Origin of the sequence: Streptomyces sp. CCM_MD2014 (genome assembly GCF_000772045.1) — a bacterium.
Taxonomy (GTDB): domain Bacteria; phylum Actinomycetota; class Actinomycetes; order Streptomycetales; family Streptomycetaceae; genus Streptomyces; species Streptomyces salinarius.
In genome coordinates this window covers 2095458-2118312 of sequence record NZ_CP009754.1, presented here as the reverse complement: position 1 = coordinate 2118312, position 22855 = coordinate 2095458, and the positions used below count along the sequence as shown (strand labels likewise).

Below are 22855 nucleotides of genomic sequence, written 5' to 3'. Positions count from 1 at the left end.
GGTGTGACACAAGGGATGTTTGGTGCGGCGGCCGGGCGGGGCAAGCACCGTCCGCGGGTGTCGGCGCCGAGTGCCCCCGTACGCCCCCGGCGGGTCAGGCCTGGCGCTCCCAGCGGTCCCCGGCGTACTTCTCGCGGTGGGCGAAGGCCGCGCGCAGGTCCGGTTCGCCGACCGCATGGACACCCCGCACGGCGACCGAGGTGAGGAAGGTCCGGTCGTCCGCCGTACCGTCGGCCTGCCGGAGGAGGGCGCCGACCAGCCGCTGCCCGGCGGGGGAGGCCCAGCGGGCGTACGGGTGGATCTCCACGCGCGTGATGGCGAGGCACCCGAGCGTCAGGGTGAGCGGCAGCGCGAACCAGAGGGCGATGAGCGGGCGCGGCTCGGTGGCGGGCAGCGGCAGTGCCAGGGCGACCACGCCGAGCGCGCACACGGCCACCGCGGCCGCCCTCACCTGCCGCACACCGGCCGCGACGCCGTCGGCACCGCCCTCGGGCACGGCGAGGCCCGCCCCGACCAGCCGGTCGGCCAGGCTCCGTACCGCGTCGGCGGCGGCCGCGGCGGCCCGCACCGGCGCTATCCGGGACTGCCCCCCGGGCCCTATCGCCCCTATGACCGACCGCTCCATCTCGTCCCGGCCGCACGGGTCCACGACCGTCGCCCAGCCGGTGTGGGCGAGCAGCAGCCGCCGCTGGCGCGCCATGGAGACCAGCGTCAGGTCGGCCACCCGCCGCGGGCCGCCGGACAGGAACGCCGCCTCGTACAGCGTCAGCGTGTGCTCACGGACGGCGGCGTGCGGGTCGACGGCCGCCGCGCGCACGGCGGCCAGACACAGCCGCAGACACGCGAGGCCGGCGACGGCCCAGGCCGACAGGAGGAATAGGACCCAGAACATGCCGTACTTCTATGCCAAAGGCTTTCGCCGGCGCCATGCCCTGTTCACATTCCGGGACACGGTGTTGTGGGTATGTGACGTTCCGTTTGGTGATGTCCCGCCGGGGCGCACCCGGGCTCAGCGGCGCAGCAGAACACGCCTGGTCGCACGGGCCAGCCGCGCCCCCGCACGCGTCGACCGCGGCGCCGGCCCCGACCGCTCCAGCCACCACTCCCGCAACTCTCGCCGCACCCCCGGGTCCTCGTCCTCCCCCGGAGCCGTCCGCAGCAGGTGCGCGACGAAGTCGAGGGCGTCCCGCCGGTAGCCGCCGGTCATCGGGCACCCCTGCGCGTAGGCGAGGAAGGCCGGCCGGTACCGCGCGCCCAGGATCACCGGCAGCTCGGGCGCGACCTTGCCGACCACGTCGGCCCGCTTCCCGGCGAGTGCCCGTGCCTGCACACCCAGCCGCACCCGGTCGAAGCCCTCGGGCACCGGTGTCCCCGCGACCAGCGCGGACAGCAGCGCGGCCTGCGCGAGCCCGAGCCGCTGCAGTACGCCGTCGTCGGCGGCGGAACCGGAACCCGAGGGCCGGGGCGCCCGGCCCACGGTGGCCGCCGTACGCGACGCCCGCCCCTTCTCCACGGCGACGCGTATCGCCTCCACCTCACCGCGCAACTCGTCGCCGTCGGGGAAGTTCTCGTCCCGCTCCAGCAGGACGCCCGGCGGTGCGACGCGCGAGGCCAGGTCGGTCAGGATGTCCAGCACCGGCCGCGGAACGGGGTGGGCGTGGCTGTCGTGCCAGACGCCGTCCCGCTCGAAGCCGCCCGCGACATGGACGTAGGCGACGGCCTCCAGCGGCAGCTCGGCGAGCGCCTCGGCCGGATCCGCGCCGAGGTTGACGTGGTTGGTGTGCAGGTTCGCCACGTCGATCAGCAGCCGTACCCCGGTCCGGTCCGCCAGCTCGTACAGGAACTGCCCCTCCGTCAGCTCCTCGTCCGGCCAGGAGACGAGCGCCGCGATGTTCTCCACGGCGAGCGGCACGGGCAGCGCGTCCTGCGCGACGCGCACGTTCTCGCACAGCACGTCGAGGGCGTCCCGGGTGCGCGGCACGGGCAGCAGGTGGCCCGCCTCGAGCCGCGGCGAGGCGGTCAGCGCGCCGCCCGCCCGTACGAAGGCGATGTGCTCGGTGACCAGCGGCGACCCGAGCACCTGAGCCCGCTCGGCCAGCGCCGCCAGCCGGCCCGCGTCCGGCCGCTCCGCGCCGCCGAGCCCGAGCGAGACCCCGTGCGGCACGACGGTCACCCCGCGCTCGCGCAGCCGCAGCAGCGAGTCGGGCAGATGCCCGGGACACAGGTTCTCGGACACGGCCTCGACCCACTCGATGCCGGGCATCGACTCGACGACGTCCGCGATCTCCGGCCGCCATCCGATGCCGGTGCCCAGTCGCGCCATGCGATCCATGCGCTCCATGGTTGCCTCCCCTCCGGCGAACATGTCGGGGGTATGGCCCACCCGCTCCGGGCCGAACCCCGGGCGGGGACTGTTCAGAGCAACATCTGAGGTTCCTACCGCCTCAGTGCCGGATGGTCCGCGACCACCGTGCACGAGCCCGGCGCGATCTCCGTGAAGCCGGCGTCGCGCACCACGGGCAGGCCGCCGGTGGTGAGATCGGCCCAGCGGTCCGGATCCGCGGTGCGCACCGACAGCGGGTAGCCCGCGTCCCGCCACGCCGTCCGCTCACCGTCCGACAGTTCCCACCAGGCGAGCTGCGCACCGTGGCCCGCCTGGGCCATCGCCTTGCCCGCCGACATGTCCAGGTCGGGGTTGAGCCAGAGCACCGGCGCGGTGGGGTCGGCGTCGGCCGGCGGCTCGGGGTCGTCGAGGTCGGTGCCGGAGACCTGGAGCCGGGCCAGGTCCTTCGGCCAGCCGTCCAGCGGCACCGGCGGGAAGACCCGAACCTCGGCACCCTTGCCGGTGACCGTGATGCCGGGCAGCGCCTCGGCCCGCCGCCACTCCGCGCCCCGGGCCCGCCTGACGACCTTGCGGATGCGGGCGTCCTGCCAGTCCCGCATCGCCTGCGCCCACTCGCCGTCACCGGTCGACCGCGCGTCGCCGAGCATCACCAGCACCGCCCGGGCCGCGGTCTCCAGCGCGTCGGTACGGGCCGGGGGAGCCGCCCGCTCGATGCGCACGACCAGCGGCAGCACGAACTGCGGCGCGAGGTCCCGGTCGCCGGGCTCGGAACGGAAGGGACTGTCGGGGACGGGAACGGGCGCGGGGACGGGTGCCGTCGGGTCGTTGCTCACGCCCTACAGTCTGCCAAGCCGCCCGCCCGCGAGAGGATGGCCCCATGCAACGCGAGCTACGGCTGGACGGCGTGGGGCGCCGCTACGGCGTCCGCGGCCCCTGGGTACTGCGCGGCGTCGACCTGGGCGTGCCGCCCGGCGTCCTCGTCCGCGTCGAGGGAGCCAACGGCACCGGCAAGTCCACCCTGCTGCGCCTGCTCGCCGGGATCGACGCCCCGACCGAGGGCCGGGTCACCGGCCGCCCCCGCACCGCCTACGTCCCCGAGCGCTTCCCGCCCGCCCTGCCCTTCACGGCCGCCCGGTACCTCACCCACCTCGGCACCGTCCACGGGCTGTCCCGGCGGGCGGCGGCCCGGGCCGCCGGGCAGTGGCTGGAGCGGCTGGGGGCCGCCGGGTACGCCGACACACGGCTCTCCCGGCTGTCCAAGGGCAGCAGCCAGAAGGTGGCGGTGGCGCAGGCGCTGCTCGCCGAGCCCGAGTTGCTGGTTCTGGACGAGGCCTGGACCGGGCTCGACACCGACGCGCGGGGGGAGCTGGAACGGGCGGTGGCCGAACGCACCGCGGCCGGCGGTGCCGTCGTCTTCGTCGACCACGATCCGCGCCGCCTGGCCGGAACGGCCGACGCCGTGTACACCGTGCGCGACGGCGCCCTGCACCGCCGTACCGCACCGGAACCGGTGGCGGCCGGGCCGCGGGTCGTGGTCCGGGTGCAGGGTCCGCCCGGCGCCGTCCTGCCCGCCGACGCGCGCCGGACGGCCGCCTCGGTGGAGGAGACCGGCCCCGGCTCCCACACGCTCGCCGTCCCCGCCTCGCACTCCGACGTCCTGCTGCGCACGCTGCTGACCGCCCGGCCGCCCTGGCACGTGGTGAGCGTGCACGCCCCGGAGGATCGCCGATGACCGCTCTCCTGCGCTACCAGGCAGCGCTCCTGCTGCGCTCCCAGCGCTGGCTGCCCCCCGTCGTCCTGTACGCCGCCGCCCTCGGCATCGGCGTGCAGGGCGGGCAGCCGGTGCTGGACTCGCTGGGCTGGGCGGCGGCCATGCTGCTGCCGGTCGCGGCCTGGCTGGTGCGGATCTGCGTCACCGGCGAGCCGCCCGCCGCGCGGGGCTGCGTGTCGGCGGCGCGCGGTCCCGCGCGGGCCCACCTGGCCGCCGTGCTCGTGGCGCTGGCCGCCGCGACGGTGCTGGGCGCGGCGGCGACCGTCGTCGTGGCGCTGATCAGCGACCCGGTCGGCACCGGGCGCGGCACGCGGGTGCCGCTGCTCCCGGCGGGCGGCGCCGGACTGCTCGCCGCGCTGGTGTGCGCCCTGCTCGGCACCGCCGTCGGCGCGCTCACCGCCTGGCCGGTGCTGCGCTCGCCCGGCCGCGCCGTGCCCGCCCTGCTGCTGGCGGCCCTGCTGGCGCTGGTGGCCTCCGGTTCCCCGGCCCGGGCGGCGGTCAGCGGCCTGGTCACGGGGTCGAAGTCGGGCACGGTCACCTTGCCGTTGCTGCCGCTGGCCGTGGCGGCGCTCGTCGCCATAGCCGCCGTCGCCGCGGCCTGTGCGCTCAGCTCGCGCAGGTCGTCAGCCTGAGCAGGCCGTGCGCTGCGCCTCCTGCCACTCGCAGACCGGGCAGAGCGTGATGCCCTTGTACGACTCCGGGTACTCCGTCGGCTCCCGGCACAGGACGCAGTCCGCGTACGGCGGGCCGTCGGCCCTGGGCGGCCGGGGCGCCGTGCCGATCAGGGAGTAACCGCCGGGCTCGCAGCCGGGGCCGGAGGCGTCCGGGCCTTGGTCGTGGTCGCTGCTCATGTCTCCAGCGTAGGACGTCGGCGCGGAACGTCAGGCGCGCCCGTTCGCGGCGCCGATCAGCTGCGAGACCTTCACGAAGCGGTAGCCCTGGCGGCGCAGCTCGGGCACGACCGCCCGCACCACCTCCTCGGTCACCGGGGCGGCGCTGCGCGTGCAGTGCATGACGACGACCGAACCCGGCCGCACCCCGTCGAGGACCTGCCGGGTCACCGCGTCGGCGTCCGTGGCGAAGGCGTCCCCGCTCACCACGTCCCACTGCACGGCGGTGACCCCGGTGGCCGACAGTTCCCTGAGGGCCGTGTCGTCGTAGCAGCCGCCGGGGAAGCGGAAGTACGGCATCGGGTTCGGTACACCGGCCTTCTCGAACGCGGTGTACGCGCGCTCCAGGTCCGAGCGCATGTCGGCCTCGGCGACCGTCGGCAGGCCGTAGCAGTCGTCGGTGTAGGCGTAGTGGCTGTAGGAGTGGTTGGCGATCTCGAACTGCGGGTCCCGGCCGATGGAGCGGGCCTCGGCGGGGTACTCCTCGGCCCAGCGGCCGGTCATGAAGACCGTGGCCGGCACCTTCAGCTTCCGCAGCGTCGCGATCAGCCGCGGGTTGTCGAACCGCTCGCCCGCGGCCGCCCGCGGCCCCTGGTCGGCGGTCATGTCGGCGTCGAAGGTGAGGGCGACCGTCTTGCCGTCCTTCGTGCCGCCCGTCGTGCCGTCCGCGCGGGGGCCGTGCTCGAAGACGGGGGTCAGGCCCCCGGGGCCGGGCGCGAGGGTGGGCGTCCGGGAAGGGGACGGGGACGGGGCGGCGGCCGAGGGCGCGGGACGGGGGGTCTGCCCGGCACCGGTGGTTCCGCAGGCGGTGAGGGCGGCGCCCAGGGCACAGAGCGCGGTCGCGCGTCGTACGAGAGAGATCACCGTACGAACGTATGGGTGGGATGTTCTGTTTGTATGACTATGTGGGCTGACGTGCCGGTTCGGTCACCCTCCCGGCTCAGACCCCGGTGTCAGATGTCCCGCCGTTCCAGCGGCTTCGTCGCCGGGCCCTCGATCACCTTGCCGTCCGTGTCGAAGCGGGAGCCGTGGCACGGGCACTCCCAGGCGCGCTCGGCGGCGTTGAAACCGACCAGGCAGCCCAGGTGGGTGCAGCGCGCCGAGACGGCGTGCAGCGCACCCTCCTCGTCCCGGTAGACGGCGAGCCGGTCGCCGCCCGCCCGGACCACCGCGCCCTCGCCCGGCGGCAGCGCGTCCACCGGGGGCACGGGCCGCAGCCGGTCGCCGACGAAGTGCCGGGCCACCTCCGCCTGCGTCTTGAGCAGCGCCGGCGCCTCGCGCACCGCCGTGCGCAGCCGGCGCGGGTCGTACAGCCCGCTCCACGCGCACTCCTCGCCGGAGATCTGCGCGGTCAGCAGCCGGCCCGCCATCATGCCGCCGCTCAGCCCCCAGCCGCCGAAGCCCGTGGCGACGTACGTGTGGTGCGCGCCCGGGTGCAGCGGGCCCACCATCGGCACGGTGTCGGTGGGGTCGATGTCCTGGGTGGCCCAGGCGTACGTGCGCTCGACACCGGGGAAGTGCTCGTCCGCCCAGGCGGCCAGGGTCTCGAAGCGCTCCCGGGTGTCGCCGGTGCCCGGTGTGAAGTGCTCCCCGGTGACGACGAGCAGGCGGCGGCCGGCGTCGTCCAGGGGCGCCGTACGCACCGAGCGGGTGTTCTCCTCCGGCGTGATGTACATGCCGTCCACGTCGCGGTCCGCCTCGACGGTCCCGGCGACGACCAGCTCGCGGCGCGGGGAGAGGCGGGCGAAGAGCAGGGCACGGTCGAAGATCGGGTAGTGCGTGGCGACCACGACGTCCCGGGCGGTGACCGTCGCTCCCGCCTCGGTCTTCACCCGGCACGGCTCGCCCTCGTCCAGGCCCTGGACGGTGGTGTCCTCGAAGATCCGCCCGCCGAGCGCCTCCAGGTCGGCGGCGAGGGCCCGCAGGTACTTCAGGGGGTGGAACTGGGCCTGTCCGGTCACCTTCACGGCGCCCGCCACCGGGAACGGAAGCCCGGTCTCCGTCACGAACGACGCCGGAAGCCCCGCCTCCTTCGCGGCGGCCGCCTCCGCCCGCACCTCGTCGACGCGGCCCGGATCGCGGACGTACGTGTACGCGTCGCGCGTCTCCCACTCGCAGTCGATGCCCAGCTCGGCGACGATCCCGGCGGCGCGCTCGATCGCCTCGGACTGCGAGCGGGCGTACAGCCGGGCGCCCTCCGGGCCGCGGGTGCGGCGCAGCTTGTCGTAGACCAGGGTGTGCTGGACGGTCAGCTTGGCGCTGGTGTACCCGGTGACTCCGGCGGCGACCCGCCCGGCCTCCAGGACCGCCACGCTCCGCCCGGTCCGCGCCAGCTCCCAGGCCGTGCTGAGACCCGCGACGCCGGCGCCGATCACGGCGACGTCGACGTCGAGATCCTCCGCGAGCGCGGGGCGGGGCGCGCCGCCCGGTGCCGTCTGAAGCCAGTACGAGCCGTTGACCTGCACGTTCTGAGTCATGCGGCCCGGGTACCCCAAGGTCGCGGCTTCAGTGACCGGACGGCTCGCGCCCCGCCCGCGCCGCTACCTGCGCCAGGGGCCCGTCACGGCGAAGGTGGTGCCGGGCGTGTAGCAGTTGACGTACATGGTGTCGCCGTCGGGGGAGAAGGTGACACCGGCGAACTCACCCCACTCGGGCTCCTCCTCCGTCCCGATGTTCTGGGCGCCGCGGGCCATCGCGTACACCTCCCCGCGCCGGGTGACGCCGAAGACGTGCTGGGCGCCGTTGCCGTCCTCGCAGACCATCAGGCCGCCGCTGGGGGCGAGGCAGATGTTGTCCGGGGACTCGCCCGGCAGCTGGACGTCGGTGTCCGGGCCGAAGACGATCACCAGGGTGAGCCGGCGCCGCTCGGGGTCGTAGCGCCAGATCTGGCCGAAGTGGTCGGCGGCCGAGCCCTCGTCGCTGTGGGCGAAGGACGACACGAAGTACACGCTCCGCCCGCCCCAGTAGCAGCCCTCCAGCTTCTGGGCGTGGGTGATGCCGCCCCGGCCGAAGTCCTGGAAGCGGATCGGCGTCTCGGCGGCCAGCGGGTCGGGCACGTCCACCCACTCGATGCGGTCGAAGGTCGCGCCCGTCTCCTGGATCGAGGAGAGGTCGGGCACGCCGGGCACCCGCATCGCCTGGAGCCGTCCGCCCGCCCGCAGCGAGCCCCGGCCGCCGAGCGGCTTCTGGGGCAGGAACCGGTAGAAGAGGCCGAACGGCCGCTCGAAGGCGTCCTCCGTCTCGTAGACGACACCGCGCCGCGGGTCCACGGCGATCGCCTCGTGCTGGAAGCGGCCCATCGCGGTCAGCGGGACGGCGCCGGTGCGGTGCGGGTCGACCGGGTCGACCTCGAAGATGAAGCCGTGGTCCTTGGTGTAGCCGTTGGTGCCGGCCTTGTCCTCGGTCTCCTCGCAGGTCAGCCACGTGTTCCAGGGCGTGTGCCCGCCCGCGCAGTTGACGGCCGTACCGGCGATCGCCACCCGCTCGGACAGGACGTGGTTGCGGGAGTCCAGCGCCAGCGCGGTACAGCCGCCCTTGCCCTCCGGGTCGTACGTCAGGCCCTCCACGGTGGGAACCGGGACGCGGCCGTTGGCGCGGTTCTCGTGGTTGCGGACGAGGTAGGTGTGGGCGTGGCCGTGTCTGCCGGAGGAACGGCCCGGGAAGGCCGACATGCCGTCGTGGTTGGAGGGCACCGGGCCCTCGCCGGAGCGCAGTTCGTCGCCCTCGCGGGAGAGCACGCGGTAGCGGAAGCCCCTGGGCAGGTCGAGCAGGCCGTCGGGGTCGGGGACGAGGGGACCGTAGCCGCTGCGACCCCCGGGCTGGGCGGCGGCGGTGCCGGCGAAGAGTTCGGAGAGGGCGCCGGTGAAGGCGATGCCTGCGCCCAGGGCTCCGGTACGGGCCAGCACCTGGCGTCGGGTTGCGGACATGGGGAAACCTTCCTGCTGGCGGACAGGACTGTGACCCCGCTGTGTCTATCACCTGCCAGGAGTCCCGGGAACCACGCGTGTAGCCCGTGTCACCGCCGGACCGGGCGGACACGGAGCCGTCCGGCACTTCCCGCGGGGGCGCGCGGGAAGTGCCGGACGGGGTCGTGGCGTTACACCCCCGCCTTCTGCGCGTTCGTGACCCTCACCGGGTCCGTGCCGGTGGCGCTGTGCCGTTCGGCCCAGTTCTCCAGAGCCGTGCGGCAGGCGTGGTCCAGGTGGTGCAGACCCGACAGGTCCAGCTCGACCGGGCGGTCCTGGGGCAGGGCCTCCAGACTCTCCAGCAGCTTCGGCAGCCGCAGGAAGGTCGCGTTGCCCGTCAGGTGGACCTGGACGGGGCCCGCGCCCTTGTCGACGGTCTCCATCCTGAGGTGCGAGGCCTCCCAGGCGGTCTTGACCACGGACAGGGCCAGGCCGATCAGCACGCCCTCGAACATGTTGACCGCGACGATCGAGACCGCCGTGACCACCAGGATCAGCGCCTCGCCCCGGTGCCCGCGCCACAGCGACACGAGCCCGCGGAACGGGATCAGCTTCCAGCCCGCGTGCACCAGGATGCCCGCCAGCGCGGGCAGCGGAATCAGGGCCAGCGCGGACGGCAGCAGCGCCGCGAACAGCAGCAGCCACACGCCGTGCAGCACCCGGGACGCCTTGGTCCGGGCACCGGCCCCGACGTTCGCCGAGCTGCGCACGATGACCGCGGTCATCGGCAGAGCGCCGAGCACGCCGCACACCGTGTTGCCCGCGCCCTGCGCCATCAGCTCCTTGTCGTACTGGGTGCGCGGCCCGTTGTGCAGCCGGTCCACCGCCGCGGCGCTGAACAGGCTCTCGGCCGAGGCGATCAGGGTGAAGGCGACGATCGTGCCGAGGAAGCCCACGTTCGCCAGCTCGCCGAAGGCGTCGGCGCCCGGCGGCTGGATCACGTCCAGCAGGCCGCTCACCTCGACGGTCGCGACCGACAGGCCGAACGCCGCCGTGACCGCCGTGGCCAGGCCGACCGCGGCCAGCGCGCCCGGCACGGTCCGGGCCCGCTTCGGCAGCCGCTTCCACAGCACCATCACGGCGACGGTGCCGGCGCCGAGGGCGAGCGAGGTGAGCGCCTCCGTGCTGCCCAGCACGTCGGCGGCGGCCCCGGGCAGGCCGGTGAGCTTGTCGACGCCGGAGGCGGGCGCCTGGAGACCGGCGGCCGAGTAGAGCTGACCGGCGATGAGCACCAGACCGATGCCGGCCAGCATGCCCTCGACGACCGACAGGGAGATCGCCCGGAACCAGCGCCCCAGCTTCAGGGCGCCCATCACGAGCTGGACGACCCCGGCGGCGAGCACGATCACGCCGAGCGCGGGCAGCCCGTACTGGTCGACCGCGCCGAAGACCAGCACGGTCAGTCCGGCGGCCGGGCCGGACACCTGGAGGCTGCTGCCCGGCAGGAGTCCGGTGACCAGGCCGCCCACGATGCCGGTGACCAGGCCGAGTTCGGCCGGGACACCGGAGGCGACGGCCACGCCCACGCACAGCGGGAGCGCGACCAGGAACACGACGAGGGAGGCGGCGAGGTCCTGCCGCCAGTGCGGGAACTTCCGGTTCCGGTCGGCTGTGAGTGACATGCCGGCGCTCACAGGGTCTCGAACGCGTCGGTGTCCGCACGGTGTTGCCGCACGAGACCGGTGTGGACCTCGTAGTACCAGCCGTGCATCCGCAGCCGGCCCTCCGCCAGCCGCTTCTCGACACACGGATAGGAGCGCAGGCGCAGCAGCTGCGCCAGTACGTGGTGCTGCACCGCCTCCGCGACCGTCGGGTCGGCGGGATCGCAGGGCTTCGGCTCGTCGGCCGCGTGCGCCAGCCAGTCCCGCACGGCGGGTACGGCGGTCAGGTCGTCGCCGCGCACCAGTGCGCCGACGGCCCCGCAGTGCGAGTGGCCGCAGACCACGATGTCGTTGACGCCGAGCACCTGGACGGCGTACTCGATGGTGGCCGCCTCGCCGGAGGGGTGCCCGGAGTCGTGGGGCGGGACGATGCTGCCCGCGGTGCGCAGCTCGAAGAGCCGGCCGGGCCGGGCGCCGGTGATCAGGGCGGGGACGACCCGGGAGTCGGAGCAGGCGATGAACAGGACTTCGGGCGACTGGCCTTGGGCGTGCCCGGCGAACTCCTCAGGGCGCTGTCCGAACGTACGGGCGTTGTCGATGAGGGGTTGCATGATGCGGTTTTCCTCCTGGCGCGCGTGGGGGCGCGTCGGACGGGCGGGACAGAGGCGGGGATGTGCCGGCCCGTCCTCAGCAGCGGAAGACCTGGAGTGACGCGGGGGAGTGGTCCGTCGCGGGTCTGGACCGGTGGTGGGCCGCCGTGCCGGACGCGAGGGGCTCACCGACGGCCGCGGCGGGCCGGTGCGGGAGCGGGCGCTCGGGTGGCTCGGGCTGGGGAGCGGCGGCGGTGCGGTGCCGGTCGCGGACGCGCGCGGGTCCGTGGGGGTGGCCCGGCCGGCCGGTGTGGTGGCAGGTGACCCGCTCTTCGTGCGACGCCGGGCCGGAGAGGACGGCTCCGGGCTGGGCGTTGGCCATGACATCACGGTTCGTGTGCGCTACTGCGAAGGATGCCGACGGAGCGAAGAACTGGAGGGCCACCAGGAGGGCGGCGAGGAGCGGAAGCCGTGTCCGCGGCGTCGCGCGCAGGAACATGTGACCCCCCTCCAGGCACTTCACGCCTCAACCGGCTGCCGGTGCGCGGTCGGTGCACCGGCATGACCGGACCAATGCGCGGTCAACGAATGGTCAATGCATGGTCAAGAAACACGTTAACCCTGCAAAGGGCTTTGCAGGGTTAACGTGACGTTACGGGCCGAAGAGAGCCTGAAAATCGCGGGTGGGTTGGCGCGAACGGACTGTTCTCAGGCCGCGTCGACGAGACGGGCCGCGTCCCGGGCCAGCGCGGTGAGCCGGGAGATCGCCCGGAAGTACTTCTTGCGGTACCCGCCCTTCAGCATCTCCTCGCTGAACAGCCGGTCGAAGGGCAGTCCGGACGCCAGGACGGGCACCTCGCGGTCGTAGAGCCGGTCCGCGAGCACCACGAGCCGCAGCGCCGTCGACTGGTCCGGCACCGGGCGCACCCCGGTGAGGCACACGGCCGTGAGGCCGTCGGTCAGGGCGCCGTAACGGCTGGGGTGGACGCGGGCGAGGTGGTCGAGGAGGGCGGGGAAGCCGTCCAGGGACGCGCCCTCGGTGGCCTGTGCAGCACGGGTCACCTGCTCGTCGGAGTACGGCGCCGGGGCCTCGGGCAGGCCGCGGTGGCGGTAGTCCTCGCCGTCGATGCGCAGGGCGCGGAAGTGGGCGGACAGGCCCTGGATCTCGCGCAGGAAGTCGGCCGCCGCGAAGCGGCCCTCGCCGAGCTTGCCGGGCAGCGTGTTGGAGGTGGCGGCGAGCGCCACGCCGGACTCCACGAGCCGGGCGAGCAGGCTGGAGACGAGGACGGTGTCGCCCGGGTCGTCGAGCTCGAACTCGTCGATGCACAGCAGGCGGTGCCCGGACAGGGTCCGCACGGTCTGCTGGAAGCCGAGGGCGCCGACGAGGTTGGTCAGCTCCACGAAGGTGCCGAAGGCCTTGCGGGAGGGCTCGGCGGGGGTGGCGTGCCACAGGGAGGCCAGCAGGTGCGTCTTGCCGACGCCGTAGCCGCCGTCGAGGTACACGCCGCGGGGGCCGGCCGGGGCCTTCGGCGCCTTGCCGCGGCCGAACCCGAGGAACCCGCGCCTGCCGCCCGCCGCGCCGGGAGCCTCGCCCAGCCCGCTCGCGAATCCCTCCAGGACCCGCACGGCCTCGCTCTGGCTGGGCTGGTTCGGGTCCGGGATGTACGTGCTGAAGCGCACCGAGTCGAAACGCGGCGGGGGCACCATCTCGGCGACCAGACGGTCCGCGGGGACGTGGGGCTCGCGGGCGCACAGGGAGACCGTGGCCGGAGCCGTCCCGGTTATCGGGGCGGGAACGGAGGCGGAGGAGGACGACACGGTACTCAATGGTAGGGCCTGCCCGGGAAGCCTCGTCGCCGCCTGGGCGGCGGCCGGGAGCGTGGACACGGCGGGCGGGAGCCTGGACACGGCGGGCGGCACGGGTGCCGTGGCGCGGCAGGAGGCCGCCGCGGCGCGGTGGGCGGACCGGCGGTCGAGTGGCCGGGGGCGCGGTCGAGTGGCCGGGCGCGGGGCCGGTGGACAGGCGGCGGGGCGACCTGGGTCTGATCGGCAGGGGGCGGGGGCGACCTGGGCATGGTGGGCAGGGGGCGGGGGCGGCATGGGCCTGGTCGGCGGGCGGCCGGCCGACGGGCGGCCAGGAGGGCGCGCTGTCCCGGGCCGCCCCGGGCGAGGCCTCCGGGAGGGCCGGCCCGCGTCGTCCAGGGCGTCGGCCTGCGCGGTTGGGGTGGCGGGGGCGTGGAACACTGCACCCCATGCGACGCCTGTTCCCCGTGGGCAGGCGGCGGGCGGTCGGCCGACGGGCGGCCAGTAGGGCGCGCTGTCCCGGGCCGTCCCGGGCGAGGCCTCCGGGAGGGCCGGCCCGCGTCGTCCAGGGCGTCGGCCTGCGCGGTTGGGGTGGCGGGGGCGTGGAACACTGCACCCCATGCGACGCCTGTTCCCCGTGGGCAGGCGGCGGGCGGTCGGCCGACGGGCGGCCAGGAGGGCGCGCTGTCCCGGGCCGCCCCGGGCGAGGCCTCCGGGAGGGCCGGCCCGCGTCGTCCAGGGCGTCGGCCTGCGCGGTTGGGGTGGCGGGGGCGTGGAACACTGCACCCCATGCGACGCCTGTTCCCCCTGCCCCCTGTGACCGATCAGACAGCCGGCCCGGGCTCCGACGGGGCCGACCGGGAGTGGAGCCTGGCCGAGCTGGCCGCCGCCTACGCCTATCCCGAGCCGGACGGGCGGCGGGGGACGTGGCTGCGGGCCAACATGGTCTCCACCCTCGACGGCGCCGCCCAGCACGACGGCCGCTCCCAGCCCATCTCCAGCGCGGCCGACATGCGGATCTTCGGCACCCTGCGCGCGCTGGCGGACGTGGTGATCGCCGGGGCCGAGACCGTACGGCAGGAGGGGTACCGCCCGGCCCGCGCGCGGGCGGAGTTCGCCGAGGCCCGGCGGGCAGCCGGCCAGGCACCCGTGCCGGCGATCGCCGTGGTCAGCGCCGGCCTGGAGCTGGACTTCTCGCTGCCGCTGTTCACCTCCCCGGCCGTACCCACCCTGATCCTGACCGGAGCCGCCGCGGCCCCGGACCGGATCGCCGCCGCCGAGAAGGCCGGGGCGAGGGTGGTGACCGCCGGGGACGGCGTCGGTGTGGACCCGGCCCGTGCCCTCACGGCGCTCGCGGAGCTGGGGCACACCCGGCTGCTGACCGAGGGCGGTCCGCGGCTGCTGGGGCAGTTCGTCGCCGCCGGGGTGCTCGACGAGCTGTGCCTGACCGTCTCCCCGATGCTGACCGCGGGGAACGCGCAGCGGATCGCGGGCGGACCGGCGGTCGAGGTCCCGCGGCGGTTCGCACTGGCGTCCCTGCTGGAGGAGGAAGGTTTCCTCTTCAGTCGTTACCGGCGTGACTAGGACGATCCCGGGCACGAGTGGACGGCGACGACCGGACAGCAGTTCGGTCGTTACCGCACATCCGGGAATCGGCGGAATCTCCCGTTCCGTTTAGCCTCCGCCGGGCACACTGATTCCGGCAGTACCCGTGCGATCACGGGGCAGGATGGTTTCCGCAGGGTCCGTTTCCGGCCTACGGAGGGTGGGCCCACGGGCCCTCGAAGGAGAAGGGGCGCCTGGTGTTCACAAGCGTTTTGATGATCGAGAAGGCCCTGACGTCCGCCGACGTGGAGTTCGTCACCACCTTGCACGGGGACGAGCAGGTCGCCTTCCACGTGCTGCTCCAGCCGCGCGGCGATCAGGCGGACCGCCTGCTGCGGGCCATCGACGACGTCGCGCTCGGCGAGCTCGACGACGCCGTGCGGGAGGGGGAGACCCCGGAGGGCCGGGAGGCGCAGAGCGTGGGCGAACGGGCCCTGGAGGTGTCCCTCGCCGCCCTGCGCGCGTCCGGCGCCCGGGCCGAGGGCCGGCTGATCGAGAACCATCCGCTGGACGAGCTCAAGGCCCTGGTCGGGGAGATCGCGGCCGACGAGGTGATCGTCCTGACCGATCCGCACTACGTGGAGGAGTTTTTCCACCGGGACTGGGCTTCCAGGGCCCGGCACAAGGTCGGCGTACCGGTCCTGAAACTCTTCTCGCACAGCAAGGCATAGGCTGGTGCCGCGCCCCCGCCGAGGGGGCGCGCCCGTCAACGGATCACGCACGGATCACCCTGGGAGAACAGCGCATGGCACCCGGCCTTCCTACCGCCATGGACCGACCGCACTTCATCGGCATCGGCGGCGCCGGAATGTCGGGCATCGCCAAGATCCTCGCCCAGCGCGGCGCCGCCGTGGCGGGCAGCGACGCCAAGGAGTCCGCGACCGCCGAGGCGCTGCGCGCGCTGGGCGCCACCGTGCACATCGGACACGCGGCGGAGCACCTCGCCGACGACGCGAGCTGCGTGGTCGTCTCCTCGGCCATCCGCGAGGACAACCCCGAGCTGGCCCGCGCCGCCGAGCTGGGCATCCCGGTCGTGCACCGCTCCGACGCCCTCGCCGCCCTCATGAACGGGCTGCGCCCGATCGCCGTGGCCGGCACCCACGGCAAGACCACCACCACCTCGATGCTGGCGGTCTCCCTGTCCGAGCTGGGCCTGAGCCCCTCGTACGCGATCGGCGGCGACCTGGACGCCCCCGGCTCCAACGCCCTGCACGGCGACGGCGAGATCTTCGTCGCCGAGGCGGACGAAAGCGACCGCAGCTTCCACAAGTACGCCCCCGAGGTCTCCATCGTCCTCAACGTCGAGCTGGACCACCACGCCAACTACGCCTCGATGGACGAGATCTACGCGTCCTTCGAGACCTTCGCCGACCGGATCGTCCCCGGCGGCACCCTGGTGATCGCCGCCGACCACGAGGGCGCCCGGGAGCTGACCCGCCGGCTGGCCGGCAAGGTGCGCACCGTGACGTACGGGGAGTCCGAGGACGCCGACGTGCGCATCCTGTCGGTCGTCCCGCAGGGCCTGAAGAGCGAGGTCACCGTCGTCCTCGACGGGGCCGAACTGACCTTCGCCGTCTCCGTCCCCGGCCGCCACTACGCCCACAACGCCGTCGCCGCCCTCGCCGCGGGCGCCGCCCTCGGCGTCCCCGCCGCCGAGCTGGCCCCCGCGCTGGCCGCCTACACGGGCGTCAAGCGGCGCCTCCAGCTCAAGGGCGAGGCGGCCGGAGTCCAGGTCGTCGACTCCTACGCGCACCACCCCACGGAGATGACCGCCGACCTGGAGGCCATGCGCGCCGCGGTCGGCGACGCCCGCATCCTGGTCCTCTTCCAGCCGCACCTCTTCTCCCGCACCCAGGAGCTGGGCAAGGAGATGGGCCAGGCGCTGGCCCTCGCCGACGCCTCGGTCGTGCTCGACATCTACCCGGCCCGCGAGGACCCGATCCCGGGCGTCACCAGCGAACTGATCATCGAGGCGGCCCGGGCCGCGGGCGCGGACGTCACCTCGGTCCACGACAAGGACGCGGCGCCCGCGCTGGTCGCGGGAATGGCGAAGGCCGGTGATCTCGTTCTCACCATGGGCGCGGGCGACGTCACCGACCTCGGACCGCGCATTTTGGACGAGCTGTCGAAGTAAGGGGCTGAGGACTCATGTCGTACGACGTCGAGAAGCCGGACGAGCAGTGGCGGGCGGAGCTGGCCCCGGCCGAGTACGCCGTGCTGCGCGAGGCCGCCACGGAGCCGGCCTTCACCGGTGAGTACACCGACACCAAGACCGAGGGCGTCTACTCCTGCCGCGCCTGCGGTGCCGAGCTGTTCACCTCCACGACCAAGTTCGAGTCGCACTGCGGCTGGCCGTCCTTCTACGACCCGAAGGACACCGACGCGGTCGAGCTGGTCGAGGACCGCTCCCACGGGATGGTCCGCACGGAGGTGCGCTGTGCCCGGTGCGGGTCGCACCTCGGGCACGTCTTCAAGGGCGAGGGCTACCCGACCCCGACCGACCAGCGGTACTGCATCAACTCGATCTCCCTGCGGCTGGCCCCGGCCGAGGGCTGAGCCGGGCGGTCCGGGCCCGTGGCAGGGCCCGGACGCGTCGGGTGGACCATGACCTAGCCCCGGCCCGCGGCCTTCACCAGCCGCTCGACGGTGCCCAGCGTGCGGGTGGTGGCCGGCACGCCGAACAGGCGCTCGATCTCCGCGGTCGGGCTGCCCGCGTTCGACTTCTCCTTGCGGACGAGGCTCAGCGCCAGGCCCTCGCGCAGTTCGACGATGTCGACGTCGTCCCTGGCGTTCGTCCACGGCAGCTTCAGCCCGACGGGCCGGCCGCCGTCGAAGAACGTGAAGGTCTTGCGGTACGTGCGGCTGTCCTCGTGGCCGTCGAACGGGCCGCCGTCGAGCACGTCGATCAGCAGGCCGAGGCCGCGGACCAGGGCGGGCTCGGTGTAGCCGCACGCCGATTCCAGGGTCTCGGCGGCCTCGGCCACGACGCCCAGCGGGTCGTCCGCGTCGAACAGCACCGTGCCGTTCGTCTGGAACGACCTCACCCCGCGGGCCCCCGCGGCGGACAGCGCGCCCTCGAGCGTCGCCCGGTCCGGGCTGCCGGCGTGGCCGAGGTTCATGTTCCGGTAGAACACCACATGCGGGGAATTCATGAGGTGAGACCTTACCGACCAGGTTCCCCGCCCGGGCGGGGTGACGCCGGCGCCCCCGAGCCCCGCCGGGGGTGACGACGGAAGGCGGGTCCCCGCCGAACCCGCGCGTTCCGCGTGCGGGCCCGGCGGCGGCACGGCCGAGGAACCTCACCGGTCCGCGGCCTTCGCGGGCCCCGTCGGCAGCGTGAGCGTGAACACCGTCGTGCCCGGCTCGCCGCCCAGCTCGATCGTCCCGCCGTGCGCCCGCGCCAGCGACGCGGCGACGGCGAGCCCGAGCCCGCTGCCGCCCCGGTCGCGGCTGCGGGCCTTGTCGACGCGGTAGAAGCGGTCGAAGATCCGGTCCCGGTCGGCCGCCGGGACGCCGGGCCCCGCGTCGGCGACCGACACCCGGGCCGCCCCGGACGCGGCGGAGACCGCGACCGAGACCTTGGTGCCGGGCGGGGTGTGCACGGCCGCGTTGGTGAGCAGGTTGTCCAGCACCTGCCGGATCCGCTGCGGGTCCATGCGCAGCCGCACGGGCCCCGTCCCGGACGTCACCGTCACCGTCAGCGGATGGTCGCAGCGGGCGGCACGGAAGGCCTCGGCCGCCTGTCGCACCAGCTCCGTCAGGTCCGCCTCCTCCCACCGCAGCGGCGCCTCCACCTCGGCCGCGTCCAGCCGGGCGAGCAGCAGCAGGTCGTCCAGGAGCACCCCCATCCGGGCCGCCTCGGCACGCAGCCGGGCCAGGTGCCGCTCGCGCTCCCCGGGGGCGTTGGCCGCCGCGTACTGGAAGAGATCGGCGTAACCGCGCACGGACATCAGCGGGGTGCGCAGCTCGTGGGAGGCGTCCGCGACGAACCGGCGCAGCCGCTGCTCGGCCTGCGCACGGACCGCCAGTGACGCGTCGATGTGCTCCAGCATCGTGTTGAACGCGGTCCGCAGCTCCGCCACCTCCTTGCCGCCGTCCCGCCCGTCGGCCCGCAGCGGCAGCCGTGCCGCCGACTCGGTCAGGTCGTGGGAGGCGATGCCGTGGGCCGTGCTCGCCATGTCGCTCAGCGGTTTCAGACCGCGTCGCAGCATCCGCCGCCCGAACACCACCAGGGCCGCCAGCGCCAGCCCGAAGACGACGACCTGCACCGTGATCAGCTGCTCCACGGTGTCCTCCACGTCGCCCAGGGGCGCCGCGCTCACCAGCACCACCCCCGGCTCGACCTCGCAGGCCCGCAGCAGATAGGGGCCGTGCCCGCCGATGCGCACCGTGCGGGTGAGGTCCTCGTCCGAGCGGGCCATGGTCCGCGCCAGGGCGGTCAGCGCCCTGCTGTCCGCCGGCACCTCGGCGGGCGTGCGCAGGTCCGCCGAGCCGTCGGACACGTCGTAGACGGCGGTGTACCAGCCGTAGTACGGCTTGCGCTCGACCGTGCCGTGCGCCGCCGCGTCCTTGGACTGCACCACCTGCACCAGCTTCATCTGGTCGGCGAGCTGACGCTCCAGGTACTCCCGCATGTACGCGGTGAGCACCGTGCCGACCACGGCGAACACCACCAGCGACAGCGCCCCGAGCCCCAGCGCCAGCCGGGTGCCGAGCCGCAGCCCGCGGTAGGCACGCCACCACCGGCGTATCACCCGGCCGCCTGCCGGATCACGTAGCCGAAACCCCGCACCGTCTCGATCAGCGGCCCGCCCGTGCCGTCCGCGGCCTCCAGCTTGCGGCGCAGCCGGCTGACGACCAGCTCCACGACGTTGGACCGGCCGCCGAAGCCGTACTCCCACACGTGGTCGAGGATCTGGGCCTTGGTCAGCACGGCCGGCGACTTGCGCATCAGGTAGCGCAGCACCTCGTACTCGGTCGGCGTCAGCGACAGCCGCCGTTCGCCGCGGCGCACCTCGCGGGCGTCCTCGTCCATCACCAGGTCCGCCACCCTCAGCACCGACCGCTGGAAACCCGGCCCGGTGCTGCGCCGCAGCACGGTGCGCAGCCGGGCCATCAACTCCTCCACCGCGAACGGCTTGACCAGGTAGTCGTCCCCGCCCCTGGTCAGCCCCGCCACCCGGTCGGCCACCCGGTCGCGCGCCGTGAGGAACACCACCGGCACCATCGTGCCCGCCCCGCGCAGCCGGTCCAGGACCCCGAAGCCGTCGACGTCGGGCAGCATCAGGTCGAGCACCACGATGTCCGGGCGGAACGCGGCGGCCAGACGCAGCGCCTGTTCACCGGAGTTGGCCGTGACCGCCTCCCAGCCCTCGTAGCGGGCGACGGTGGCCACGAGGTCGGCGATGGGCGGGTCGTCGTCCACCACGAGCAGGCGTACTTTCTCCACCCGCCCATACTGCGCCACCGGCCGTCCGCACCCCAGGGAACGGAGGCCGTCGTTGCCCGATCGACAGCAGACCGACAGGTGACCGACAGGTCGGGAAAGGTTTCCGGTGTGAACCCCCGAGCAGCGGGAAGGAGTCGCCCCGGAGCAACGGGGGCCCCGCACAGCAGCCGTCTACACTCGACCGGCGACGGCCCCACCGACCGCGGCCGGAGCGGGCAGCTTCTGCCAGTCCCGAAGGGTATTCGGCGTTTTGATACGGATGGACTCAGTCACCAAGCGGTACCCGGACGGCACCGTGGCGGTGGACCGGCTGTCGCTGGAGATACCCGACCGCTCGATCACGGTCCTCGTCGGCCCCTCGGGCTGCGGCAAGACCACGACCCTGCGGATGATCAACAGAATGGTCGAGCCGAGCGAGGGGACGATCCTGCTCGACGGCGAGGACCTCCAGCGGCAGCCCGTGACCACGCTGCGCCGGTCGATGGGGTACGTCATCCAGAACGCCGGGCTCTTCCAGCACCGGACGATCCTCGACAACATCGCCACCGTGCCCCGCATGCTCGGCCGGGGCAAGCAGAAGTCCCGCGAGCGGGCGGCGGAACTGATGGAACGGGTGGGGCTGGACGCCTCCCTCGCCAAGAGGTACCCGTACCAGCTCTCCGGCGGCCAGCAGCAGCGCGTCGGGGTGGCGCGGGCGCTCGCCGCCGATCCGCCGGTGCTGCTCATGGACGAGCCCTTCTCCGCCGTCGACCCCGTGGTCCGCAAGGGACTTCAGGACGAACTCCTGCGCATCCAGGACGAACTGGGCAAGACCATCGTCTTCGTCACCCACGACATCGACGAGGCGATCAAACTGGGCACCATGGTCGCGGTGATGCGCACCGGCGGCCGGCTCGCCCAGTTCGCACCGCCCGCCGAGCTGCTGTCCGACCCCGCGGACGCGTTCGTCGAGGACTTCCTCGGCGCCGACCGCGGCATCCGGCGGCTCTCCTTCTTCTCCTCGGCCGGCCTGGAGCTGACCCGCGGCCCGGTCGTACGCGCCGACGCCGGCGCCGAGCGGCTCGCCGCCGCCGACGGCGCCCCGCACCTGCTGGTGACCGACGCGGACGGGCGGCCGCTGGGCTGGGCCGAGCCGCGCGGCCTGAGCGCCGGGGACCTCGCGGCCGGGCCACTGCTGTCCTGCGGGCGGCCGTTCGTGCCCGGCACCGACTCGCTGCGGGCCGCCCTGGACTGCGCGGTGCTCTCGCCGACCGGCTGGGCCGTCGCCGTGGACGCCGACGGGCGGGTCATCGGTGTCGTCTCCCAGCAGACCATCGGCGAGGCGATCCGCAGCGCCCACGGTGCGGGGAGCCCCGGCGACGAGCGGACGGCCGAGGAGCCCGCGGACGTCACGAAGGTCGCCCCGTGAACGGCTTCTTCGACATCCCGAGCGACCTCGATAACACGTACTTCGGTCTGATCGGCCTGCACCTGCGCGAGGCGCTGCTGCCGGTGCTGGCCGGACTGCTCGCCGCGCTGCCGCTCGCCCAGCTGTGCGTGCGCTTCCGCTGGCTGTACCCGCCCGTGCTCGGCGTGACGACCGTCTTCTACGCCATCCCGTCGCTGGCCGTCTTCGTGGTCCTCATCGACTACACCGGCCAGACCGAACTGACGGTGATGATCCCGCTGGCCGTGTACAGCCTGGTGGTGCTCGTCCCGGCGATCGTCGACGGCGTCAGGTCGGTGCCCGAGGAGACGCTGGCCGCGTCCACGGCCATGGGCTTCGGACCGGTACGGCGCTATCTCCAGGTGCAGTTGCCGATCGCGGTGCCCGCCATCCTGGCCGGACTGCGGGTCGCCGTCGCCTCCAGCATCTCCCTGGTCAGCGTCGGCGCCCTCATCGGCAACCAGGGCGCCCTCGGCAACCTGCTCGCGGACGCCCAGAAGTACGGACGGCCGGAACTGGCGGTCAACTCCGTCCTCACCACCGCCGTACTGGCCATCCTGTGCGACGCGGTCCTCGTCCTGGTCCGCAACCTGCTGACCCCGTGGATGCCGCGGGGCAGGCGGCAACGCCCCAAGGAGGCCGCCGCGCGGCCCGAGCCCCAGGAGGCGGCCGCCAAGTGAACGTCCTGAACTTCGTCAACGCCTTCTTCAGCGACGGTGCCCACTGGCACGGCTACGACGGCATCCCCACCCGCCTCGTGGAGCACGTCCAGTACACGCTGATGGCCCTCGGCCTCGCCGCCGCGATCGGGCTGCCCGTCGGGCTGCTGACCGGGCACACCGGGCGTGGCGGCAACGCCGTCGCCTTCGTCGCCACCGCCGCCCGAGCCCTGCCCAGCTTCGGTCTGCTGGTGCTGATCGCCGTCGTCGTCGGCATCGGCCTGCTGCCCGTGATGATCCCGCTGGTGGTGCTCGCCGTCCCGCCGATCCTGGTGACCACGTACGAGGCCGTCCGCTCCCTCGACCCCGCTCCGGTGGACGCGGCGCGGGGCATGGGCATGACCGAGACCGGCATCCTCTTCCGGGTCGAACTGCCCGTCGCCCTCCCGCTGGTCCTCAGCGGACTGCGCTCGGCCGCCATCCAGGTCGTCTCCACGGCGACCATCGCCGCCTACGTCAGTCTCGGCGGGCTCGGCCGGTACATCATCGACGGGCTCTACCAGCGCGACTACGAGAAGGTGGTCGGCGGCGCCGCCCTGGTCGCCCTGCTGGCGCTCGTCACCCTCGCGGTGTTCTGGGCGGCCGGACGGTTCGTCGTGTCGCCGGGGGTGCGCAGGCGTTGAGCCCGCGCGCCGGTGAAGAAACCGTGACCGGGCCGGTCTTGACTGATCGGCAAGCGGCTCGTTTGGATC

23 protein-coding genes are annotated in these 22855 nt (G+C 74.1%); 9 read left to right on the top strand and 14 right to left on the bottom strand.

All coding sequences use genetic code 11. From position 1 onward, the window contains the following. Positions 1–94: 94 nt before the first annotated feature. From NI25_RS09220 to NI25_RS09210, 3 genes are all read right to left on the bottom strand, one after another. A complete protein-coding gene (locus tag NI25_RS09220; protein WP_061441988.1) occupies positions 95–892 on the bottom strand; it encodes a TIGR04222 domain-containing membrane protein in 798 nt (265 codons plus the stop codon). Positions 893–1009: 117 nt separating this feature from the next. Then, positions 1010–2323, bottom strand: coding sequence for a DUF692 domain-containing protein (locus tag NI25_RS09215; RefSeq protein WP_061441987.1), 1314 nt, complete (start codon positions 2321–2323; stop codon positions 1010–1012). A 113-nt stretch (positions 2324–2436) separates the two neighbouring features. Further along, a complete protein-coding gene (locus NI25_RS09210; protein WP_061441986.1) occupies positions 2437–3177 on the bottom strand; it encodes a peptidyl-tRNA hydrolase in 741 nt (246 codons plus the stop codon). Between the two features lie 44 nt (positions 3178–3221). Here NI25_RS09210 and NI25_RS09205 point away from each other — a divergent pair, with 44 nt between their 5' ends. Together NI25_RS09205 and NI25_RS09200 are read left to right on the top strand one after the other, a co-directional pair. After that, positions 3222–4076, top strand: coding sequence for an ABC transporter ATP-binding protein (locus NI25_RS09205; RefSeq protein WP_061441985.1), 855 nt, complete (start codon positions 3222–3224; stop codon positions 4074–4076). Further along, entirely contained in the window at positions 4073–4747 is a 675-nt protein-coding gene (locus tag NI25_RS09200; RefSeq protein WP_061441984.1) for a hypothetical protein, read from the top strand. Before NI25_RS09205 ends, NI25_RS09200 begins: the two co-directional genes overlap by 4 nt. Here NI25_RS09200 and NI25_RS09195 read toward each other — a convergent pair. The 8 genes from NI25_RS09195 to zapE all read right to left on the bottom strand — a co-directional run bounded on the left by NI25_RS09195 (position 4739) and on the right by zapE (position 12979). Further along, positions 4739–4966, bottom strand: coding sequence for a hypothetical protein (locus NI25_RS09195; RefSeq protein WP_061441983.1), 228 nt, complete (start codon positions 4964–4966; stop codon positions 4739–4741). The genes NI25_RS09200 and NI25_RS09195 overlap by 9 nt on opposite strands. Before the next feature lie 30 nt (positions 4967–4996). Further along, positions 4997–5869 (bottom strand): polysaccharide deacetylase family protein, encoded by an 873-nt coding sequence (locus NI25_RS09190; RefSeq protein ID WP_061441982.1) that lies wholly within the window; start codon positions 5867–5869, stop codon positions 4997–4999. 89 nt (positions 5870–5958) lie between these two features. Further along, positions 5959–7482 carry an FAD-dependent oxidoreductase gene (locus NI25_RS09185; RefSeq protein WP_061441981.1) on the bottom strand — a complete coding sequence of 508 codons (1524 nt, stop codon included), beginning with the start codon at positions 7480–7482 and terminating at the stop codon, positions 5959–5961. Between the two features lie 63 nt (positions 7483–7545). After that, the gene (locus NI25_RS09180) at positions 7546–8931 is read right to left on the bottom strand and encodes a PhoX family protein (RefSeq protein ID WP_061441980.1); all 1386 of its coding nucleotides are present in this window, start codon (positions 8929–8931) and stop codon (positions 7546–7548) included. A 170-nt stretch (positions 8932–9101) separates the two neighbouring features. Next, complete coding sequence (locus NI25_RS09175) at positions 9102–10592, bottom strand: SulP family inorganic anion transporter (RefSeq protein ID WP_061446840.1); 1491 nt, start codon at positions 10590–10592, stop codon at positions 9102–9104. A gap of 8 nt (positions 10593–10600) precedes the next feature. After that, on the bottom strand, positions 10601–11182 hold the full coding sequence (locus NI25_RS09170; protein WP_061441979.1) for a carbonic anhydrase: 582 nt from the start codon (positions 11180–11182) through the stop codon (positions 10601–10603). Positions 11183–11258: 76 nt separating this feature from the next. Further along, positions 11259–11660: a hypothetical protein gene (locus NI25_RS09165; protein WP_061441978.1), complete on the bottom strand. Its 402-nt coding sequence runs from the start codon at positions 11658–11660 to the stop codon at positions 11259–11261. Positions 11661–11869: 209 nt separating this feature from the next. Next, positions 11870–12979: a cell division protein ZapE gene (zapE, locus tag NI25_RS09160; protein ID WP_199560869.1), complete on the bottom strand. Its 1110-nt coding sequence runs from the start codon at positions 12977–12979 to the stop codon at positions 11870–11872. Between the two features lie 774 nt (positions 12980–13753). Here zapE and NI25_RS09155 point away from each other — a divergent pair. From NI25_RS09155 to msrB, 4 genes are all read left to right on the top strand, one after another. After that, positions 13754–14548, top strand: a complete 795-nt coding sequence (locus tag NI25_RS09155; RefSeq protein ID WP_061441976.1) for a pyrimidine reductase family protein — start codon at positions 13754–13756, stop codon at positions 14546–14548. Between the two features lie 218 nt (positions 14549–14766). Then, a complete protein-coding gene (locus NI25_RS09150) occupies positions 14767–15240 on the top strand; it encodes an indole-3-glycerol phosphate synthase (RefSeq protein ID WP_199560863.1) in 474 nt (157 codons plus the stop codon). A gap of 74 nt (positions 15241–15314) precedes the next feature. Beyond that, complete coding sequence (gene murC, locus NI25_RS09145; protein ID WP_061441974.1) at positions 15315–16703, top strand: UDP-N-acetylmuramate--L-alanine ligase; 1389 nt, start codon at positions 15315–15317, stop codon at positions 16701–16703. Positions 16704–16717: 14 nt separating this feature from the next. Beyond that, positions 16718–17125 carry a peptide-methionine (R)-S-oxide reductase MsrB gene (gene msrB / locus NI25_RS09140; protein WP_061441973.1) on the top strand — a complete coding sequence of 136 codons (408 nt, stop codon included), beginning with the start codon at positions 16718–16720 and terminating at the stop codon, positions 17123–17125. Between the two features lie 53 nt (positions 17126–17178). On the opposite strand, the gene NI25_RS09135 is transcribed toward msrB, so the two are convergent. The 3 genes from NI25_RS09135 to NI25_RS09125 all read right to left on the bottom strand — a co-directional run bounded on the left by NI25_RS09135 (position 17179) and on the right by NI25_RS09125 (position 20018). After that, positions 17179–17721, bottom strand: coding sequence for a DUF1697 domain-containing protein (locus NI25_RS09135; protein ID WP_078884566.1), 543 nt, complete (start codon positions 17719–17721; stop codon positions 17179–17181). Between the two features lie 147 nt (positions 17722–17868). After that, complete coding sequence (locus tag NI25_RS09130) at positions 17869–19323, bottom strand: sensor histidine kinase (protein WP_061441971.1); 1455 nt, start codon at positions 19321–19323, stop codon at positions 17869–17871. Then, positions 19320–20018, bottom strand: coding sequence for a response regulator transcription factor (locus NI25_RS09125; RefSeq protein ID WP_061441970.1), 699 nt, complete (start codon positions 20016–20018; stop codon positions 19320–19322). The genes NI25_RS09130 and NI25_RS09125 overlap by 4 nt, the downstream gene beginning before the upstream one ends. Before the next feature lie 250 nt (positions 20019–20268). Here NI25_RS09125 and NI25_RS09120 point away from each other — a divergent pair, with 250 nt between their 5' ends. Genes NI25_RS09120 through NI25_RS09110 form a run of 3 tightly spaced genes read left to right on the top strand, consistent with a single transcriptional unit; the run spans position 20269 to position 22786 of the window. Then, complete coding sequence (locus NI25_RS09120) at positions 20269–21426, top strand: ABC transporter ATP-binding protein (RefSeq protein ID WP_199560861.1); 1158 nt, start codon at positions 20269–20271, stop codon at positions 21424–21426. Continuing rightward, positions 21423–22124 (top strand): ABC transporter permease, encoded by a 702-nt coding sequence (locus tag NI25_RS09115; protein ID WP_061441968.1) that lies wholly within the window; start codon positions 21423–21425, stop codon positions 22122–22124. The genes NI25_RS09120 and NI25_RS09115 overlap by 4 nt, the downstream gene beginning before the upstream one ends. Continuing rightward, a complete protein-coding gene (locus NI25_RS09110) occupies positions 22121–22786 on the top strand; it encodes an ABC transporter permease (RefSeq protein WP_061441967.1) in 666 nt (221 codons plus the stop codon). Before NI25_RS09115 ends, NI25_RS09110 begins: the two co-directional genes overlap by 4 nt. Positions 22787–22855 lie beyond the last annotated feature (69 nt).

Bases quoted from the DNA above. Each gene is read 5' to 3' on its own strand.
- NI25_RS09220 (WP_061441988.1), bottom strand. From the start codon at position 892: ATGTTCTGGGTCCTATTCCTCCTGTCGGCCTGGGCCGTCGCCGGCCTC.
- NI25_RS09215 (WP_061441987.1), bottom strand. From the start codon at position 2,323: ATGGCGCGACTGGGCACCGGCATCGGATGGCGGCCGGAGATCGCGGAC.
- NI25_RS09205 (WP_061441985.1), top strand. From the start codon at position 3,222: ATGCAACGCGAGCTACGGCTGGACGGCGTGGGGCGCCGCTACGGCGTC.
- NI25_RS09200 (WP_061441984.1), top strand. From the start codon at position 4,073: ATGACCGCTCTCCTGCGCTACCAGGCAGCGCTCCTGCTGCGCTCCCAG.
- NI25_RS09195 (WP_061441983.1), bottom strand. From the start codon at position 4,966: ATGAGCAGCGACCACGACCAAGGCCCGGACGCCTCCGGCCCCGGCTGC.
- NI25_RS09185 (WP_061441981.1), bottom strand. From the start codon at position 7,482: ATGACTCAGAACGTGCAGGTCAACGGCTCGTACTGGCTTCAGACGGCA.
- NI25_RS09180 (WP_061441980.1), bottom strand. From the start codon at position 8,931: ATGTCCGCAACCCGACGCCAGGTGCTGGCCCGTACCGGAGCCCTGGGC.
- NI25_RS09175 (WP_061446840.1), bottom strand. From the start codon at position 10,592: ATGTCACTCACAGCCGACCGGAACCGGAAGTTCCCGCACTGGCGGCAG.
- NI25_RS09170 (WP_061441979.1), bottom strand. From the start codon at position 11,182: ATGCAACCCCTCATCGACAACGCCCGTACGTTCGGACAGCGCCCTGAG.
- NI25_RS09165 (WP_061441978.1), bottom strand. From the start codon at position 11,660: ATGTTCCTGCGCGCGACGCCGCGGACACGGCTTCCGCTCCTCGCCGCC.
- NI25_RS09155 (WP_061441976.1), top strand. From the start codon at position 13,754: ATGCGACGCCTGTTCCCCCTGCCCCCTGTGACCGATCAGACAGCCGGC.
- murC (WP_061441974.1), top strand. From the start codon at position 15,315: ATGGCACCCGGCCTTCCTACCGCCATGGACCGACCGCACTTCATCGGC.
- msrB (WP_061441973.1), top strand. From the start codon at position 16,718: ATGTCGTACGACGTCGAGAAGCCGGACGAGCAGTGGCGGGCGGAGCTG.
- NI25_RS09135 (WP_078884566.1), bottom strand. From the start codon at position 17,721: ATGAATTCCCCGCATGTGGTGTTCTACCGGAACATGAACCTCGGCCAC.